This window comes from Pseudomonas sp. EA_65y_Pfl2_P78 (genome assembly GCF_963970495.1).
GTDB lineage: Bacteria > Pseudomonadota > Gammaproteobacteria > Pseudomonadales > Pseudomonadaceae > Aquipseudomonas > Aquipseudomonas baetica_A.
This window is the reverse complement of sequence record NZ_CAXAON010000053.1, coordinates 1-15,703: the sequence shown is the minus strand read 5'-3', so window position 1 is coordinate 15,703 and position 15,703 is coordinate 1. Positions and strand designations below refer to the sequence as shown.

Sequence of the window (15,703 nt, the reverse complement as noted above, 5' to 3'; positions counted from 1 at the left end):
TTGGCTTTCAAGGCTTTATCCTGACCAGATCCATTCAGTGGCCGATTACGTGCGGCTTGCACGTCAGATTCGGGCACTGGTGGGCCCGCTTGTCACCGATTTGCTGAAGGCGGGCGTGACTGTGATTCTGGATTTCCCGGCCAACACTCCAGAGGATCGGCAATGGTTATGCGGTCTGGCTCACGCAGCCGAAATTCCCCACTGTTTCCACTACATCGAAGTGGATGATGAGACCTGTCGGGGCCGGCTACATCAGCGCAATGGCCGCGCAGAGCATGAGTTTGCAGCAAGCGACGCTGAGTTCGATTTGATCACGAGCTACTTTCGTGCTCCGGATGCAGATGAGGGAATCCAGATTAAAATTCACCGCTTCTGAAGGGCAGTGACACCTGAGCAAATTATCTAAAAAGTCCGCTTTTGGCCGATTGCTGCCTGTCACGAAGGGCTTCAATCGACCCATAGCTGCCGTTCATGCAGTCGTGTCCCAATAGAAATGGATGTACTCGTCTTCATACTCCGCGAACAGCGAAACGATGAACTCCGTCTTCATTGAGTACATCAATAACGCTCCGACGAAACCGGTCGACTCATGCAGCGGTTGTTTGAGCGGAGCGATCAATTCAAACGCATGATCCGCAACCATCTGATTGAAAACAGCTTCCGAGATTTCCTCAAACTGAGCGTCAGAAACGTAGCCTGGGAAATAACTTTCTCCTCCAGGCCGCCAATCCATCCATTCCGCGTGAAGCCAGAAGTTTAATCCGTTTTCGCCTTGCCGTTTGGGGGCGCGGGTTATCCTAATGATCTCCTGAGAGGCAGAGCATCGAAAGGCGATTGCTGGATAGGTGACGTAATAGAGACCGGGACAATCATTGTGCGCTGTCCAAAAAGTCAGTTGCTCACTGGAGAGTTGATCAAAGTCGCTTCTGTCGAACATGGAAGAACCTAAGATTTACGTCGCTAATGGGTAAGAGCGCCCGATAGTAGCAAAATGCTTTCAATGATGTTTATCGGGAACCGTACGCTATTGGCCGATTGCTGCCTGTCACGAAGGGCTTCAATCGACCCAATGCGGACGTTGGGTCTAGAGCTCAAAACGCGGCTGCTTGTCCTATAGCTTGGCCCCCGTTACTCATCCCATCCTAGCTCTGCGTAGGACATTTGGTCATGCTCGGGGAAGTCTGTCTGGTATTCACCCCATTCCATGAAGGAATAGTATTTGGTCATCGCCTCGAAGTGACTGTCAGCTTCGACTGTCCAGATCAGTTGGGAGTTTGCTGAAAGTAGATTGCGCGCGTCATCACCGTGAATACCTGCCAGGCAGAAAGTCTGGCAACCATCGGGTTCCAGCCAAAGTTCATGTTTCATACTCATAGCTCGTTTCTGCCCGTCTTTATGGTGTCCGGAAAGTAGATCGAATGGCCACTCTCGGCCGGTAATTGCGCGTCGGACACAAAGGCTGCTTCTGGCCGAAAGCAGACCTAAACGAACGTCTGCATTTGGCCGAAAGCAGATGTTCCCAACCGACTGTTTTGAAAAGTGGGGGACCGTTTTATTTTCCGGAGTAAATCATTCCCCTTTGAAAGCAAATCGGCACGAGTTCTCGGCTCAATGTTCGGGGGGGTGACCCAGCTCCGCGCCAAGGGCTCGCTCGATAAGCGCCTTTTTGAACGCCATCGACGCATCCTGAATCGCCTCGGCGCTCATTGGGCCTTTAACGAACTGATCAATCAGCTCTTTCGGGATCGAAGGAAACTGGGGTTTGGCCTCCGAGGCCGGTTTCTTTTTGGTCGGCATACATGCTCCTTTTCAACATGTTACGCCCGAACACAAAATTTCTGACAGTCTCTCTTTCGTGGGATCCGAGACGCAATGAGGATTCCGATAAACACCAACGTTTAAAAAGACATCTCCAGACACTCTCTCAGGCTACACATCCTTGCGTAATTGCCTACAGCTACGCCAGAATCCGCCGGCTTGTGCGCCTTGGGGGCGGGTTCTATTGTGGTGCGGTCGCTGACGAATCAGCGATCGGGTTTCGCAGCCCGGATCAATCAAGGCGCACAGCGCTCCCAATCTCGTTGCCATTTTCGGCAATGGTGCTTTATGGCGGCTGTGCGCGGGATACCTTCGGGTATGCCGGGTGCCTTGATTCCCGGTCTGCGAACCTGCGTACAGCTGCCACCTCCCTTCGTTTCGCAGCGAAATGTGGCGGCTCCAATAATCAAGGAGCTTCACCATGATCAAACCAACACCCAACCCGCCCGAAACCGACTCGGTTTCCCCCTACGAATCCCTCGACTCAAAAAAACTCCACGAAGCCGCCGACCGTGCGCTCGACCATTACCTCTGTCCGCCCGGCTCCACGCCGCCGCTACGTAAAAACCGTGGGATGTACGCCGTGACGGCGGACAACAAAAATGAAGAACTGCTGATCGATGCCAGTGAAACACTCGCTTCGGCCCAAACCATCGCCCAGAACGTCGCCAGTCTGTTGCCGGCATCGCAGCGTCGGGCGTTGTTGGGGATTGCGCCGTTGATCATGCTCGGGGAGTTGGCGGTGAATCGGGCGTTGGATAATTTGCAAGTGCCGGGGTGATGCGGGTGCCGGGATCACCTGCTGATTGATTGGGTGTCCATTCTGGCGCCTTCGCGGGCAAGCCCGCTCCCACGGGGTTTTATGCTGATTGCAGATGTTGTGTACGACGCTGAAAGCTGTGGGCGCGGGTCGGGTGCTGTCCTGCGCCGTTTTCGTGTGGTTATTGAGGCGCCTTATTTGAACATGTGCCGGGAAACCTCAATGAGGCTGACACCGTTCTGCGACTAAACATTAGGTGGCAGCTATACGCAGGTTAGTCGACCGGCATCCCAAGCTTTACCGGCGCGCTCGAAAGCGCCCTGCGTACAGCCGCCATTGAGTGCAGGCATGGAAATACCCGACTGAATAACAGCTTGCGAACTTGAGATAACACCGAGCGACTAAACCCGATCACTGACCCTTCAGTGACGCGAACCAAGTTACTGGCGACCCCAAGCCGCACAAGCCGGCGGATTCTGGCGTAGTTGTAGGCAAAGGCGCAGGCGCTGTAGCCTCATGGCTGATGCCAAAATGATGCTGTTTTTTACCGGGCCTGCTCGCGATGCGGCCTTCAAAATTCACTCAAGAACTGACCTTCACCTCACGCCCAAACCGCTCCCGATACACCGACGGCGGCACCCCGACCACGCCACGAAACGCCACCCGGAAACTCTCCACCGACCGATAACCACAGCGTTCGGCAATCTGTTCGGTGTGCTGATCGGTGCTTTCCAGCAACTCTCGCGCCCGGGCCAGGCGTTCATGCTGCAACCACGCTTTGGGCGTCTGACCGCTGGCCTCGCTGAAGCGCCGCAAAAACGTGCGCTCACTCATCGCCGCTTCACTGGCCAGATCGCGCACCTCCAGCGGTTCATGCAAGCGCTCGCGCGCCCACTGCATCACCCGCGACAGGTCATTGCGCGGCGTCGCGCTCACCGGGGTTGGAATGAACTGCGCCTGCCCGCCGGTACGCTGCGGCGACATCACCAGGCGTCGCGCCACTGAGTTGGCGACTTGAGTGCCGCAGTCCCGCGCCACCAGGTGCAGGCAGGCGTCGATGCCGGCTGCGCTGCCTGCCGAGGTAATCAACTGGCCGGCGTCGACGTAGAGCACATCCGGATCAACCGCAATCGCCGGATAGCGTTGCGCCAATTCCGTGGTGTAGCGCCAATGGGTGGTGGCGCCGTGGCCGTCGAGCAGGCCGGTGGCTGCCAGGACAAATACCCCGGAACAAATCGACAACAAGCGAGCGCCACGCTCATGGGCTTGCCGTAACGCATCGATCAAGGCTGGAGGCACCGCCGCATTCCGGTCGCGCCAGCCGGGAATGATGATGGTGCGGGCCTCGGCCAGCAGTTCCAGACCGCCGTCGGCCAACACCTGAATCCCGCCCATGGCGCGCATCGGCCCTTGATCGACCGCAGCAATCGCATGCTCGTACCAAGGAAAATCGAACTCCGGCCGGGCCAGACCGAAGATCTCCACGGCGATGCCGAACTCGAAAGTGCAGAGGCCGTCGTAGGCCAGAATCGCGACCAGACCTGGTGATGTTGGCATTTGGCGGAAAATTCCCGATGAGTGTCTTGTCCGCCACTGTAGCGGCAGGCTGCGGCTCGATAAAGTCTGTTCATACCCGATCAGATGAAGGAGCAATACCCTATGCCCAGCCTTGTTCGCGAAATTCCTGCCGCTCCCTCGGCGATTGCCCTGATGCATTTCAGCAACCGTCTGACCTTCGAAACCGATTGTTCCGACGTATTCAGCAGCCAAGAGGCCGGTGAGGTCGACTTTGTGTTGGTCGATGTGCGTGGACCGCTGGCTTTCGAGCGTGGCCATGTGCCGGGCGCGATCAATATGCCGGGGCGTTTGCTGACGGCTGAAGGTTTGGCGAGTTACTCGAAAAACACGCTGTTCGTGGTCTATTGCGCGGGCCCACATTGCAACGGCGCCAACAAGGCAGCGGTGAAACTGGCGGCGCTGGGTTACCCGGTCAAGGAAATGATCGGCGGCGTGACCGGGTGGCTGGATGAGGGTTTTTCGCTCAGTGATTCGTCTGTTGCCGCAGTATCACTCGGTTGCGAATGCTGACGCTTTTCAAGGTTTATTGAACGAAAGCAGCGCTTGTCCTACAGCCTTTGCACCACGACGGCGCACCTGTTGACCCCGGTCAGCCGGTGCGCCGATCTTCTGTAAGTATTTGTCGCTTAAAAACAATTTGCCCTGTGCGCGCCGCCATAGACTGCCGGCCACTTCGGTTTTTTGCCGTTAACTGGCCATGACCGAACGTTGAATCGAAGCTGCCAATAAAAGCCTCCGCACACAGGAGTTATAAATGAAGAAGCTAGTGATGTTTGGTGCCCTGGCACTGTCGATGTTGTCCCTGACCGCTGTGGCCGAAGACGCCAAACCGATCCGCATCGGTATCGAAGCCGGTTACCCGCCATTCTCGATGAAAACCCCTGACGGCAAACTCGCCGGCTTCGACGTGGATATCGGCGATGCGCTGTGTGAGCAGATGAAAGTCAAATGTACCTGGGTCGAGCAGGAATTCGACGGCCTGATCCCGGCGCTGAAAGTGAAAAAAATCGACGCGATCCTGTCCTCGATGACCATCACTGACGATCGCAAGAAAAACGTCGATTTCACCATCAAGTACTACCACACGCCTGCACGTTTCGTGATGAAGGAAGGTTCGGGTGTCGAAGACCCGCTGACCGAACTCAAAGGCAAAAAAGTCGGCGTACTGCGTGCCAGTACCCACGACCGCTACGCCACCGAAGTGCTGGTCCCGGCCGGGATTGATCTGGTGCGCTACGGCTCGCAGCAGGAAGCCAACCTCGATATGGTCTCCGGTCGCCTCGACGCGATGCTGGCCGACTCGGTCAACCTGAGCGACGGTTTCCTGAAAACCGACGCCGGCAAAGGCTTTGAATTCGTCGGCCCGACCTATGAAGACGCCAAATACTTCGGCGGCGGCGCCGGTATTGCAGTGCGCAAGGGCGATACCGCGCTGGCTGAGCAATTCAACAAGGCCATCACCGAAATCCGCGCCAACGGCAAGTACAAGCAAGTGCAGGACAAGTACTTCGACTTTGACGTGTACGGCCATTAATACGCCGTAGAAAAAGTGGCCCCGTTAACGCGGTGGCCACTTTTTTTACGCTCTGATCAACACGAGAACGTTGTGGGAGCGGGCTTGCTCCCACAGGGGATCTCAGTGATCCGTTATTCAGGAGTTACCCATGCAACGCATCGACCATGTTCTGCCCTGGAGCCACCTGGGCAGCGAACGTTCCCTCAGCGTGTTTCGTTACGGCGCCGGCACCCGCAAGGTTTACATTCAGGCCAGCCTGCACGCCGATGAACTGCCAGGCATGCGCACCGCGTGGGAGCTCAAACAACGTCTGAATGAACTCGAAGCCCAAGGCCGTTTGCAAGGTGTGGTTGAGCTGGTGCCGGTGGCCAACCCGATCGGCCTGGATCAACACCTGCAAGGCGCGCACATGGGCCGTTTCGAACTGGGCAGCGGCAAGAATTTCAACCGTGCCTTCGTTGAACTCAGCGCCCCGGTGGCGGCGTTGATCGGTGATCAATTGGGCGCCGATGCTGACGCCAACATCGCGCTGATTCGCCAAGCCATGGGCCAGGTTTTCGATGACCTGCCGGCACCGGCCTCGCCACTGGAAGCGCTGCACCGTTTGTTGTTGCGCCATGCCTGTGATGCCGACATCACCCTCGACCTGCATTGCGATTTTGAAGCCTCGATTCACCTCTACGCGCTGCCGCAACACTGGCCGCAGTGGCAATCGCTGGCGGCGCGGTTGAAGGCTGGCGTGGCGTTGCTGTGTGAGGACTCTGGCGGCAGCTCGTTCGATGAGTCCTGCTCGACGCCGTGGCTGCGCCTGGCGCGGGCGTTCCCCGACGCGGCGATTCCACCGGCCAACCTCGCGACAACGCTGGAGCTGGGCAGCATGGGCGATACGCGTGTCGATCAGGCTCAGGCCAATTGCGAGGCGATTCTCGGGTTTCTCGCCGAGCAAGGGTTCATCAGCGGCGAATGGCCGGCAGCGCCGAAAGAGTGCTGTGAGGGGATGCCGTTCGAAGGCACCGAATATTTGTTCGCGCCGCACCATGGTGTGGTGAGTTTCCTGCGCAATGCGGGCGAGTGGGTAGAGAAGGGCGATGCGTTGTTTGAGGTGGTTGATCCCCTTCAGGATCGCGTGACCACGATCCACGCCGGCACCAGCGGGGTGTTGTTTGCGATTGATCGTGGGCGCTATACCGAGCCGGGTATCTGGCAGGCGAAAGTGGCGGGGCGGGTGCCGTTTCGCACGGGCAAACTGACGAACGACTGACAGATTTTTGCTGTGTTCAGAGGCTCCTTCGCGGGCAAGCCCGCTCCCACGGGTTTTGTGAACGGCACAGATTATTGTGTGTGGCTTGCCAGCGAAGGCGGCATCAGCAATCCCCGTCATTTGGATCCTCGTTTCAGGGTGTTAGGCTCACCCCAAACCCTGCACCCAGTGGAGGAAAACGTATGTTGAAGGTGTTTGCTCTGTTGACCCTGCTGGCGTCCAGCGCTGTTCAAGCTCAAACCACCCTGCAAAGCGATCTGCCGCTCAAGTACATCGAACAGGTTCACCCAGACGCCGATCCGCGTCCGCTGGTGATTTTCCTGCACGGCTACGGCAGTAACGAGGCCGATCTGATCGGCATGAAATTCCAGCTGCCGGCGCAGTACAACTACCTCTCCGTGCAGGCTCCGTTGGCGTTGGGTGAAGGGCGATTCCAGTGGTTTCGCAAAAAAGGCGAAGGCGCCTACAACGGCGAGACTGATGATCTGAAGGTCAGCGGTCAGAAGCTGAGGGACTTTGTCGCGCAAGCGGCGAAGAAATATCACACCACGCCGGACAAGGTGTACCTGATCGGTTTCAGTCAGGGCGCCATGATGACCTACGAGGTGGGGCTGCGCCCACCCGTGGCCGTGGGCGGCATCGCGGCGTTGAGCGGGCGTTTATTGCCGGTGTTGAAAGCCGAGCTCAGGCCTGAACAACAACCGCTGCCGCTGAGCATCTTCATCGGCCATGGCACCGCCGATGATCGCGTGCCGTATCGCGACGGCACTGCCGCCAACGAGCGGCTGCAGAAGCTCAAATACACACCGCAGTTTCACGCTTATCCCGGGGTCGGCCACAGCATCAGCGCGGCCGAGTTGCGGGATCTGAATGGCTGGTTGCAGCAACTCAATCCTTGAGGATGGTTTTCACCAGCGCATCGTGACCTTGCTTGTCGCTGACCCGCGAGATCACCTGGACCAGTGCCATCTTCGTACCGGAACCGGCCATCAACGTGGTGTTGAGCGTCTGGCCGCCGCCCTGGGTGGCGGTGCTGTCGACCTGACGCAGGCCCAGACCAGTGCCTTTGCGGGTCAGGCTTTTTTCGCTGAGTTTGTTGAAGTCAGGCAAGGCTTTGCGCTGGGCGTCGATGAAGTCAGAGACGCTACCGTCGAGGAACTCGCTGTCGTTGTCCTTGACGTTGTTGCCTTCGGGAATCTGGTTTTCGGCGGCGATGACCACGGTTTTAGTCGCCTGGTTGGTGTACATGGTGCCCTTGGCGCCGGTCGGGCTAGCGGGTAGCGGGTCGGCAACGAAGCCTTTGGGCAGCACGAAGGTGAACTTGCCACCCAGCATCGAGACCTTCTCGGTGGCGGCTTTTTCCTTGGGCTTGGCCGCTTGAGCGTTGATGGCGCCTAGACCGGCGACAGCCGCGACTAACAGGACGACGGCTTTTTTGCTCAGCAATGACATGGGAATCTCCGGTGAATGGTCGCGCGAGGCGGGCGATCATCCCACGGAGCATGCCGGGCATTCCAGCGCGATTCGTCTGACGGGTTATTGCGTCTGTTGCCTGGGGGCGGGGCGGGCCAATAGCCGCCTGGTGACGCCCAGCATCGCCACCGACACCGCCACTCCCAAGGCAAATCCACCAAGGCCCAGGGTCGGCAATGTCAGTGCCGAGACCAGACAAAACGCCGAGAACGAATACATTCCCGTCGCGGTCGCCCGTAGCAGTGCGGCGGTAAATTCAGGGCCGCGGGTTTGCTGGGAAAACACCGCCATCACACTGCCAAGCACCGGGAACACCGCAAGCAGGCCGCTCCAGCGTTCGCCGACGGTGCTTGCGAGCATGGTCACCACCAGCGTCAGCGCAGCGCCGGCGATCATCCGCCAGATCAATCTGTCCGACTTCGGAACCGGACTGCTGAGCGGCGGCTGCACGTTGGGAAACAGATAGGGCGCCGCCAGTAGGGCAACCGCCGCCGCCAGCACCGAAAACGGCAGAGACGCGGGAATCCGTGACAGTACCAGTGCCAGCAAAGCCCAGACCGCCAGGGAAATGCTCAACGCCCAAGGCCAGTTGGCCCGTTGCGCGACCTGCGCGTAGGTGATGCAGAACGCAATCATCGCGAACATCGCTGACAACGCGGCCACCGCTGATTGCGCGGCAAACGCTGGGCCCTGTTCGATGGCGAGGAAAAACAGGATCGGCCCAACGACCACCGGCAACCCAGACAGCCACCCGGCCACGCTTGGCCCCCAGTGTTTACCCGCCAAAGATATCAGCAGCAGAAAACCGGGAATCAACAGCAACTTGAGGATCAGCACGCAGGTGTCTCCGTCGGGTGAGAGGCGGTCACGGTAGCATCGCTGTCAACGGATTGCCGCATATGTGAGGCTTTGTTGTATACAAAATTCCGAAGGCATACAGGCTATGCTTTGTCTATCAGGGTTTACCGGAGTCGATGACGTGATGAGCAGAACACAGAATGTCTGGCGTGGGTGCTGCGCCATCGGCTTGTGGGCCTTGCTGGTGGCGCCTGCCTGGGCCAACTGGCAGGACGAAGTGCCCGGCGCCAGAATCATCGGCACCGGCGATTTCAGTGTGTTCGGTTTCGACGTTTATAACGCGCGGCTGTGGAGCGCCGCCCAACCGCTGGTGGAGGGGCAGCCCTTTGCGCTGGAGTTGATCTACCTGCGCAGGATTTCTCGCGACGATCTGGTCGAGGCCAGTGTGGATGAAATCAAACGTCTGGCGGGTTCTTCGATCAGCCCGGCGCAACTGGCCGTCTGGCAGACGCAAATGCAGCAGGCGTTCGTCGACGTCCGTGCAGGCACCCGCATCACCGGGGTTTATTTGCCGGGGCAGGGGGCGCGGTTTTTTGTTGGCCAACAGTTGCAGCACGAAATCGACGACCCACAGTTCGCCCGCGCATTTTTTGATATCTGGTTGAGTCCACGTACACGCAGTCCCGAATTGCGTCAGCAACTACTGGGTGTGGCCGGATCTTGAGCTTTCATCTCAGGGGGCGAAACGTCTAAGCTGCGTCTTTCGACTTGTTTCTGGATGTGTGCGTGAAATTCAGCTTGCCCAAAATCGCCACCGCGCCGTTTTGCCCGCCGGAAGTGGCTGGCAGCGTTGCGGTAGATCCCAATGCTTCGTTTTTCAAGCGCGTGCTGCGCTTCGCCGGCCCTGGCTTGCTGGTGTCGATCGGCTATATGGATCCGGGCAACTGGGCGACGGCGATCGAGGCGGGTTCGCGGTTTGGTTACAGCCTGCTGTTTGTCGTGCTGCTGGCGAGTCTGGCAGGCATGGTCGTGCAATGCCTGTGTTCGCGCCTGGGCATCGCCACCGGCCGCGATCTGGCGCAATTGTCCCGCGAGCGCTACAGCACCCCGACGGCGCGGCTGCAATGGGTGTTGGCGGAGATCTCGATTATTGCCACCGACCTTGCCGAAGTCCTTGGTTGCGCGCTGGCGTTTCACTTGTTGCTTGGTTGTTCGCTGACGTTCGGTATCGCGCTGACAGCCTTCGATACGTTGCTGGTGTTGGCCCTGCAGAATCGCGGGTTCCGCCGCCTCGAAGCGATCATGCTGGTATTGGTCGCCACCATTGGCGTGTGCTTTTTCGTTGAATTGTTGCTGATCAAGCCGTACTGGCCGGACGTGGCTCAGGGCTTCAAACCGTCACTGGCCGCCATCAGCGATGCCGCGCCGTTGTACCTGGCGATCGGCATTCTGGGCGCCACCGTCATGCCCCATAACCTTTATTTGCACACCTCCATCGTGCAGACGCGGATGATCGGTAAGGATCTGGCGAGCAAACAGGACGCGGTGAAACTCGCGCGCATCGACACCATCGGTTCGCTGGCGCTGGCGTTACTGGTCAACGCGGCAATTCTGATCCTCGCGGCGGCCGCTTTTCACCAGTCCGGTCATACCGACGTGGTAGAGATTCAGGATGCCTATCACCTGCTGGACCCACTGGTGGGCGGCGCGCTAGCCAGCGTGCTGTTCGGTGTGGCGTTGCTCGCGTCCGGGCAGAGCTCGACCTTTACCGGCACCATCGCCGGCCAGGTGATCATGGAGGGTTACCTGAATCTGCGGATTCCCTGCTGGCAACGGCGGCTGATTACCCGAGGGCTGGCGTTGATTCCGGCATTCATCGGTGTTTGGCTCATGGGTGACGGCGCAGTGGGCAAATTGCTGGTGCTCAGCCAGGTGGTGTTGAGCCTGCAACTGCCGTTTGCCTTGTATCCGCTGATTCGCATGACCAACGACAAGCAACTGATGGGGCCATTCGTGAACCGCTGGCCGACTCGCGTGCTGGCGTGGGGCTTGTTTGTGGTGATCAGCGGGGCCAATAGCTGGTTGATTTTGCAATTGGCGGTCTGAGCGACTGACTGACTAATCTATTCGCACACCTTCGTCGGCTGGGTGTGGCTGGACCCGGCCCTGGGTATTGTCGGCGCCATTGTCATCGCCAAATGGGCCTACAACCTGATGCGTGACAGCGCTGCCGTATTGCTCGACGCCACCGATGAGCCCGGTGCATGAGCTATCGCACCTGACCATCGAATTGCACCGCGCCTAACGCTGTACCTCGCTGAACAGTGGAATGCGCCCGTTAAGAGAAGGGCGGTAGTGCCAGCTCAGGCGATCAAGATCGATGCCGAGATCGACGATTGCCTTGACCGTTGCGCTGGCAATCGTCATCGCCAGCGCTTGCCCCGGACACTGATGGCGACCGCTGCCAAAACTGAAACTGCGGCGGTTGGGGCGATCCAGTGCAAACCGGTCGGGGTTTTCATTGAGTGCAGGATCACGGTTGGCCGAGGCCAGTAGCAGCACAATCACCTGGCCCGCCTCAAGGCGAACCCCGTCGATGTCGCAGGAGGTTGCGACAAATCGCCGGGTGTTCTGCACCGCAGGGTCGAAGCGCTGCACTTCAGCCAGTAGCGCCTCAATGGAGGCTGTGCGTAGCGCTGGCGCTCGCCGCAAAGCCACCAGCGCATTGCCGATCAATCCTGCGCACGCTTCAAACGTCTGTGAGCAGAGACCGATCAGGTTGGCGATCAGGGTTTGCTCGCTCCCCTCGAATCGCTGCGTGATGCCGGCCAGCAAAGTCGTTTGCTCCCGCGGGCCGGCGAGCAACTCGGTGAAATATCCGTGCAACTGCTGCGCCGCTGCGTGGGCGGCCGCCAGTTGCACGTCATTGCTCAACGGTGACAGGCACGCGACAAAATCCCCGGTCAACTCACTGATTGCCCGAGCCTGTGCGGGGGCGAACCCGAGCAACACCGCGACCACACAGACCGGCCCCCTGAACATGGCTTTATGCACGCCATCGGCGTTCGCGCAGATCAGGCGTGCGCTCACCAACGCCTGAACTTCATCGCTGTCGACCAGCGTCAATGCCGGCTCGATGGCCGAACGTGGACAGCGCTGGGTTTCGTCTTCGTTCATTCGCATCAACTGACCGAAGACTTTACCGGCCATGCCCTCGGCGATCGCTTTGGGCACCGGCTCCTGCACCGGACGCACCCGGCAGTCGGGATGAGCCAGAACCGCACAAACCGCACGGGCCGTGCTGGCGACCCACAATTTCAGTTCGGGGTGAAACATCAGCCCACCCTCGGCGCGCAGTGTTTCGTAATACGGGTAGGGGTCGGCATGCGTCGCCGCGACGATCGGGTCCATGTTCGTAGCCTTGTCGGAGAGGAAAGTGTTGCTACTATCTCCAGTCTGTAACGGCGATGATTCGTCGGGGAGCGAAATATGCACGCAGAACATCAAGACATCGGCGTCTCGCAAGTGGCCGCCGCCATCGCGGAACCGACCCGGACGAAAATCCTCTGCGCGCTGATGGACGGTCACGCCCGCACCAGCACGGAGCTGGCGGCTATCGGCGAAGTCAGTGCGTCCACCGCCAGCGCGCACCTGAGCAAACTGAAGGATCTGGCGTTGGTGCGTCTGCATGTGCAGGGCCGCCATCGTTATTACAGCCTCGCCGACAAACGCGTCGCCCAGGCGCTGGAAGCCCTGATGGTGATCGGCCAGAGCGCCGCGCCGACCTTCAAGCCGCACACGCCGGATCGCCTGCAATTTGCCCGCACCTGTTACGAACACATGGCCGGGACGTTGGCAGTGTTGCTGCATGACCGTTTGATCGATGCCGGGTGGCTGGTGGAAACCGACGAGCAGGCGTATCGCTTGAGTGACAGTGGCGCGGCGTTATTTGCAGGGTTGGGTATTGAAGTGCAGGACTTGAATGCACTGCGCCGCAAGTTTGCCTGCCCGTGCCTGGACTGGAGCATGCGCCGGCCACACCTAGGGGGGGCGCTGGGCGCTGCACTGCTGCAAACCGCGTTGGAGCGCAAATGGGTGACGCAGGATCTGGACAGTCGGGCATTGGCGCTGACAGCGGCGGGGCACAGAGCGCTCAGCTCGCGGTTCGGTATCCAATTGGCGGCGCAAGCAAGGCTTAAAACATCGCCGTCCGTGGCAACGCCTGCCGATCATGGCGTTCCCCTGTAGCGGCGAGCGTTTGATCTGCTTTGCACCTTGTGCCAATCCAATAGACTCGATACTGTATATGCAACCAGCAAAGAGCCTTCGCCATGCAAATCATCGACAAGCTCAGCATCCTCGCCGACGCCGCCAAGTACGACGCATCCTGCGCGAGCAGCGGTGCGCCCAAGCGCAGTTCCGAGGGCAAGAGCGGAGTAGGCTCGACCGATGGCATGGGCATTTGCCACAGCTACACGCCGGACGGGCGCTGCGTGTCGCTACTGAAGATTCTGCTGACCAATTTCTGTCTTTACGACTGCCAATACTGCGTCAACCGCCGTTCCAGCGACGTGCCGCGTGCCCGTTTCACGCCGGAAGAAGTCGTGGCGTTGACCCTGGATTTCTATCGGCGCAACTGTGTCAGCGGGCTGTTTCTCAGCTCCGGGATCATCCGCTCCGCGGACTACACCATGGAGCAACTGGTGCGGGTTGCGAAGCTTCTGCGCGAAGAGCACGAGTTTCGCGGTTATATCCACCTCAAGACCATTCCCGAAGCTGACCCGGCACTGATCGAGGAGGCCGGGCGTTACGCCGATCGCTTGAGCGTCAACATCGAGTTGCCCACCGATGCCAGCCTGCAAACCCTGGCGCCAGAGAAACAGATTGTCTCGATCAAACAGGCGATGCGGACCATCTACACCGGCGAACAGACCGTGCGCAACGAACCACGCGCGCCTAAATTCGCGCCGGCCGGGCAAAGCACCCAGATGATCGTCGGCGCTGACGACACCGACGACAGCACCATTCTCCACAGTGCGCAGGCGTTGTACGGCAACTTCCGGCTGCGCCGGGTTTACTATTCGGCGTTCAGTCCGATCCCCGACAGCCCGAAAAGCGTACCGCTGGCTGCGCCCCCTTTGATGCGTGAGCATCGGTTGTATCAGGCCGATTTTCTCTTGCGCAGCTATGGCTACAGCGCCGGTGAGCTGCTCAAGGGGCCGGGGAATCTGGCGCTGGATATCGATCCGAAACTGGCGTGGGCGTTGCAGAATCGCGAGGTGTTTCCGCTGGACCTCAATCGTGCTGAACCGGCCCTGATCGCCCGTATTCCCGGTATTGGCCTGCGCACCACCGAACGCCTGGTGGAGCTGCGCCGACAGCGGCGGATTCGCTACGAGGACGTGGCGCGCATGCGGTGCGTACTGGCCAAAGCCAGGCCGTTCATCATCACCAGCGATTACCATCCGCAGCAAGCCGAGGTCACCAGTCATATGCTGTATCAGCAATTGCGCGACCGGCCGATGCCGCAACAGATGGGGTTGTGGGGATGATCGATCTGGATTGCGATGACCTGTTCGACACTTGGCGGCAACAGGCTCGCTGGTTACTGAGCCATGAAATCGATCCGAGCCTGGTGAGCTGGGCCTCGGAAGGGGTGGGCGATCTGTTTGCCGGCGACCAGTCCGTGCCCAAAGGCCAAGGGCCGTTTCAGGCGCGCATCCCGCGTACCTTGCTCGACACCCTGGAGCGTGCAGCCAGTTATCGGGGCGACCAGCGCTGGAGCCTGCTGTATGAAGTGTTGTGGCGCGTCAGTCACGGCGACCACACGGCGATGATGGCCGGCGACAAGCTGGGCAGTGAATTGCAGCGGCGGATCAAGCAAGTTCAGCGCGAAGCGCATCACCTCCATGCATTCGTGCGCTTCATCGAGCGACCGAAAGATCTGCCAGGGCCGCAATACGTGGCGTGGCATGAACCGGCCCACGACATCCTGCACCGTGCCAGTGAGCATTTCGTCGCACGCATGGGCCGCCACCGCTGGTTGATCGCCACACCCCGTGACGGGGTGTATTACGACGGCGAACAATTGATCCACCAGCGCCGATGCCCTGTGGAGTGGCAGCAATTGGCGCAGAACGTCGATGATCCGCATGGCGATCTCTGGTTGACCTATTACAGCCACATCTTCAACCCGGCGCGGTTGAATCCAAAAGTCATGCAAGGGCATTTGCCGGTGCGCTTCTGGAAAAACCTGCCAGAGGGGGAGTTGATTCCCGGGCTGATTACTCAGGCGCGCATGGGCAAACAACAGGATGGGCAAGCGAGCGGGATTGCCGGTCGGTCGGGTAAACGTATTGCGCATAAATAAACGATGTCTAGTCCTGAAATAGGTTTACACCTATCTCACCCTAACGCCCGATGCACTGCATCGGGCGTTTTGTATTTTAAGGACAGGTGCGGGCGCTCTTGGTTGTAGATCAAGACCGCTTCCCGCACC

Annotated in this window: 17 protein-coding genes and 2 pseudogenes; 12 read left to right on the top strand and 7 right to left on the bottom strand. The window is 59.3% G+C overall.

Translation table 11 applies throughout. From position 1 onward, the window contains the following. Positions 1 to 376, top strand: a 376-nt coding sequence (locus tag AACY02_RS25050; RefSeq protein ID WP_339434229.1) for an AAA family ATPase, incomplete at its 5' end; no start/stop codon positions are given. A gap of 93 nt (positions 377 to 469) precedes the next feature. Here AACY02_RS25050 and AACY02_RS25045 read toward each other — a convergent pair. The 3 genes and pseudogenes from AACY02_RS25045 to AACY02_RS25035 form a co-directional block, all read right to left on the bottom strand. Further along, positions 470 to 937 carry a hypothetical protein gene (locus tag AACY02_RS25045; protein WP_339434228.1) on the bottom strand — a complete coding sequence of 156 codons (468 nt, stop codon included), beginning with the start codon at positions 935 to 937 and terminating at the stop codon, positions 470 to 472. Between the two features lie 191 nt (positions 938 to 1,128). Continuing rightward, positions 1,129 to 1,368 carry a hypothetical protein gene (locus AACY02_RS25040; protein ID WP_339434227.1) on the bottom strand — a complete coding sequence of 80 codons (240 nt, stop codon included), beginning with the start codon at positions 1,366 to 1,368 and terminating at the stop codon, positions 1,129 to 1,131. A 255-nt stretch (positions 1,369 to 1,623) separates the two neighbouring features. Continuing rightward, positions 1,624 to 1,797, bottom strand: a pseudogene (locus tag AACY02_RS25035) (IS256 family transposase); the annotation flags it as partial. Positions 1,798 to 2,239: 442 nt separating this feature from the next. Between AACY02_RS25035 and AACY02_RS25030 the strand changes: the two are divergent. Then, positions 2,240 to 2,599, top strand: a complete 360-nt coding sequence (locus AACY02_RS25030; protein WP_339434226.1) for a DUF6124 family protein — start codon at positions 2,240 to 2,242, stop codon at positions 2,597 to 2,599. 561 nt (positions 2,600 to 3,160) lie between these two features. Here the strand turns inward: AACY02_RS25030 and ftrA are convergent. After that, positions 3,161 to 4,135 (bottom strand): transcriptional regulator FtrA, encoded by a 975-nt coding sequence (gene ftrA / locus AACY02_RS25025; protein ID WP_339434225.1) that lies wholly within the window; start codon positions 4,133 to 4,135, stop codon positions 3,161 to 3,163. Positions 4,136 to 4,237: 102 nt separating this feature from the next. Here ftrA and AACY02_RS25020 point away from each other — a divergent pair, with 102 nt between their 5' ends. The 4 genes from AACY02_RS25020 (at position 4,238) to AACY02_RS25005 (ending at position 7,832) form a co-directional block, all read left to right on the top strand. Continuing rightward, the gene (locus AACY02_RS25020; RefSeq protein WP_339434224.1) at positions 4,238 to 4,666 is read left to right on the top strand and encodes a rhodanese-like domain-containing protein; all 429 of its coding nucleotides are present in this window, start codon (positions 4,238 to 4,240) and stop codon (positions 4,664 to 4,666) included. Between the two features lie 244 nt (positions 4,667 to 4,910). After that, the gene (locus tag AACY02_RS25015) at positions 4,911 to 5,690 is read left to right on the top strand and encodes an ABC transporter substrate-binding protein (RefSeq protein WP_339434223.1); all 780 of its coding nucleotides are present in this window, start codon (positions 4,911 to 4,913) and stop codon (positions 5,688 to 5,690) included. Positions 5,691 to 5,820: 130 nt separating this feature from the next. Continuing rightward, positions 5,821 to 6,933 carry a succinylglutamate desuccinylase/aspartoacylase family protein gene (locus tag AACY02_RS25010; RefSeq protein WP_339434222.1) on the top strand — a complete coding sequence of 371 codons (1,113 nt, stop codon included), beginning with the start codon at positions 5,821 to 5,823 and terminating at the stop codon, positions 6,931 to 6,933. Positions 6,934 to 7,115: 182 nt separating this feature from the next. Continuing rightward, complete coding sequence (locus tag AACY02_RS25005) at positions 7,116 to 7,832, top strand: alpha/beta hydrolase (protein WP_339434221.1); 717 nt, start codon at positions 7,116 to 7,118, stop codon at positions 7,830 to 7,832. Here the strand turns inward: AACY02_RS25005 and AACY02_RS25000 are convergent. Both AACY02_RS25000 and AACY02_RS24995 read right to left on the bottom strand, forming a co-directional pair. Then, positions 7,822 to 8,385: a hypothetical protein gene (locus AACY02_RS25000; RefSeq protein ID WP_221733624.1), complete on the bottom strand. Its 564-nt coding sequence runs from the start codon at positions 8,383 to 8,385 to the stop codon at positions 7,822 to 7,824. The two genes, AACY02_RS25005 and AACY02_RS25000, sit on opposite strands and share 11 nt — an antisense overlap. An 84-nt stretch (positions 8,386 to 8,469) precedes the next feature. After that, positions 8,470 to 9,243: a hypothetical protein gene (locus AACY02_RS24995; RefSeq protein WP_339434220.1), complete on the bottom strand. Its 774-nt coding sequence runs from the start codon at positions 9,241 to 9,243 to the stop codon at positions 8,470 to 8,472. 145 nt (positions 9,244 to 9,388) lie between these two features. Between AACY02_RS24995 and AACY02_RS24990 the strand changes: the two genes are divergently transcribed. From AACY02_RS24990 to AACY02_RS24980, 3 genes and pseudogenes are all read left to right on the top strand, one after another. Beyond that, positions 9,389 to 9,928: a chalcone isomerase family protein gene (locus AACY02_RS24990; RefSeq protein ID WP_339434219.1), complete on the top strand. Its 540-nt coding sequence runs from the start codon at positions 9,389 to 9,391 to the stop codon at positions 9,926 to 9,928. A 113-nt stretch (positions 9,929 to 10,041) separates the two neighbouring features. Continuing rightward, a complete protein-coding gene (locus tag AACY02_RS24985; RefSeq protein WP_445262005.1) occupies positions 10,042 to 11,310 on the top strand; it encodes an Nramp family divalent metal transporter in 1,269 nt (422 codons plus the stop codon). A gap of 30 nt (positions 11,311 to 11,340) precedes the next feature. Then, positions 11,341 to 11,460, top strand: a pseudogene (locus AACY02_RS24980) (cation transporter); the annotation flags it as partial. 45 nt (positions 11,461 to 11,505) lie between these two features. On the opposite strand, the gene AACY02_RS24975 reads toward AACY02_RS24980, so the two are convergent. After that, positions 11,506 to 12,615: a cytochrome P450 gene (locus AACY02_RS24975; protein ID WP_339434217.1), complete on the bottom strand. Its 1,110-nt coding sequence runs from the start codon at positions 12,613 to 12,615 to the stop codon at positions 11,506 to 11,508. Between the two features lie 78 nt (positions 12,616 to 12,693). On the opposite strand from AACY02_RS24975, the gene AACY02_RS24970 reads away from it, so the two are divergent. The 3 genes from AACY02_RS24970 to AACY02_RS24960 all read left to right on the top strand — a co-directional run bounded on the left by AACY02_RS24970 (position 12,694) and on the right by AACY02_RS24960 (position 15,574). Further along, entirely contained in the window at positions 12,694 to 13,452 is a 759-nt protein-coding gene (locus AACY02_RS24970; protein WP_339434216.1) for an ArsR/SmtB family transcription factor, read from the top strand. A gap of 83 nt (positions 13,453 to 13,535) precedes the next feature. Further along, positions 13,536 to 14,756, top strand: coding sequence for a putative DNA modification/repair radical SAM protein (locus tag AACY02_RS24965; RefSeq protein WP_339434215.1), 1,221 nt, complete (start codon positions 13,536 to 13,538; stop codon positions 14,754 to 14,756). Next, positions 14,753 to 15,574, top strand: a complete 822-nt coding sequence (locus AACY02_RS24960; RefSeq protein WP_339434214.1) for a TIGR03915 family putative DNA repair protein — start codon at positions 14,753 to 14,755, stop codon at positions 15,572 to 15,574. Before AACY02_RS24965 ends, AACY02_RS24960 begins: the two co-directional genes overlap by 4 nt. Positions 15,575 to 15,703 lie beyond the last annotated feature (129 nt).

What these genes read in the sequence shown, in the direction of transcription:
- AACY02_RS24970 (WP_339434216.1), top strand. Translation starts at nt 12,694, where the DNA reads ATGCACGCAGAACATCAAGACATCGGCGTCTCGCAAGTGGCCGCCGCC.
- AACY02_RS25015 (WP_339434223.1), top strand. Translation starts at nt 4,911, where the DNA reads ATGAAGAAGCTAGTGATGTTTGGTGCCCTGGCACTGTCGATGTTGTCC.
- AACY02_RS25040 (WP_339434227.1), bottom strand. Translation starts at nt 1,368, where the DNA reads ATGAAACATGAACTTTGGCTGGAACCCGATGGTTGCCAGACTTTCTGC.
- AACY02_RS25000 (WP_221733624.1), bottom strand. Translation starts at nt 8,385, where the DNA reads ATGTCATTGCTGAGCAAAAAAGCCGTCGTCCTGTTAGTCGCGGCTGTC.
- ftrA (WP_339434225.1), bottom strand. Translation starts at nt 4,135, where the DNA reads ATGCCAACATCACCAGGTCTGGTCGCGATTCTGGCCTACGACGGCCTC.
- AACY02_RS24965 (WP_339434215.1), top strand. Translation starts at nt 13,536, where the DNA reads ATGCAAATCATCGACAAGCTCAGCATCCTCGCCGACGCCGCCAAGTAC.
- AACY02_RS25010 (WP_339434222.1), top strand. Translation starts at nt 5,821, where the DNA reads ATGCAACGCATCGACCATGTTCTGCCCTGGAGCCACCTGGGCAGCGAA.
- AACY02_RS25045 (WP_339434228.1), bottom strand. Translation starts at nt 937, where the DNA reads ATGTTCGACAGAAGCGACTTTGATCAACTCTCCAGTGAGCAACTGACT.
- AACY02_RS25030 (WP_339434226.1), top strand. Translation starts at nt 2,240, where the DNA reads ATGATCAAACCAACACCCAACCCGCCCGAAACCGACTCGGTTTCCCCC.
- AACY02_RS24975 (WP_339434217.1), bottom strand. Translation starts at nt 12,615, where the DNA reads ATGGACCCGATCGTCGCGGCGACGCATGCCGACCCCTACCCGTATTAC.
- AACY02_RS24960 (WP_339434214.1), top strand. Translation starts at nt 14,753, where the DNA reads ATGATCGATCTGGATTGCGATGACCTGTTCGACACTTGGCGGCAACAG.
- AACY02_RS25005 (WP_339434221.1), top strand. Translation starts at nt 7,116, where the DNA reads ATGTTGAAGGTGTTTGCTCTGTTGACCCTGCTGGCGTCCAGCGCTGTT.
- AACY02_RS24990 (WP_339434219.1), top strand. Translation starts at nt 9,389, where the DNA reads ATGAGCAGAACACAGAATGTCTGGCGTGGGTGCTGCGCCATCGGCTTG.
- AACY02_RS25020 (WP_339434224.1), top strand. Translation starts at nt 4,238, where the DNA reads ATGCCCAGCCTTGTTCGCGAAATTCCTGCCGCTCCCTCGGCGATTGCC.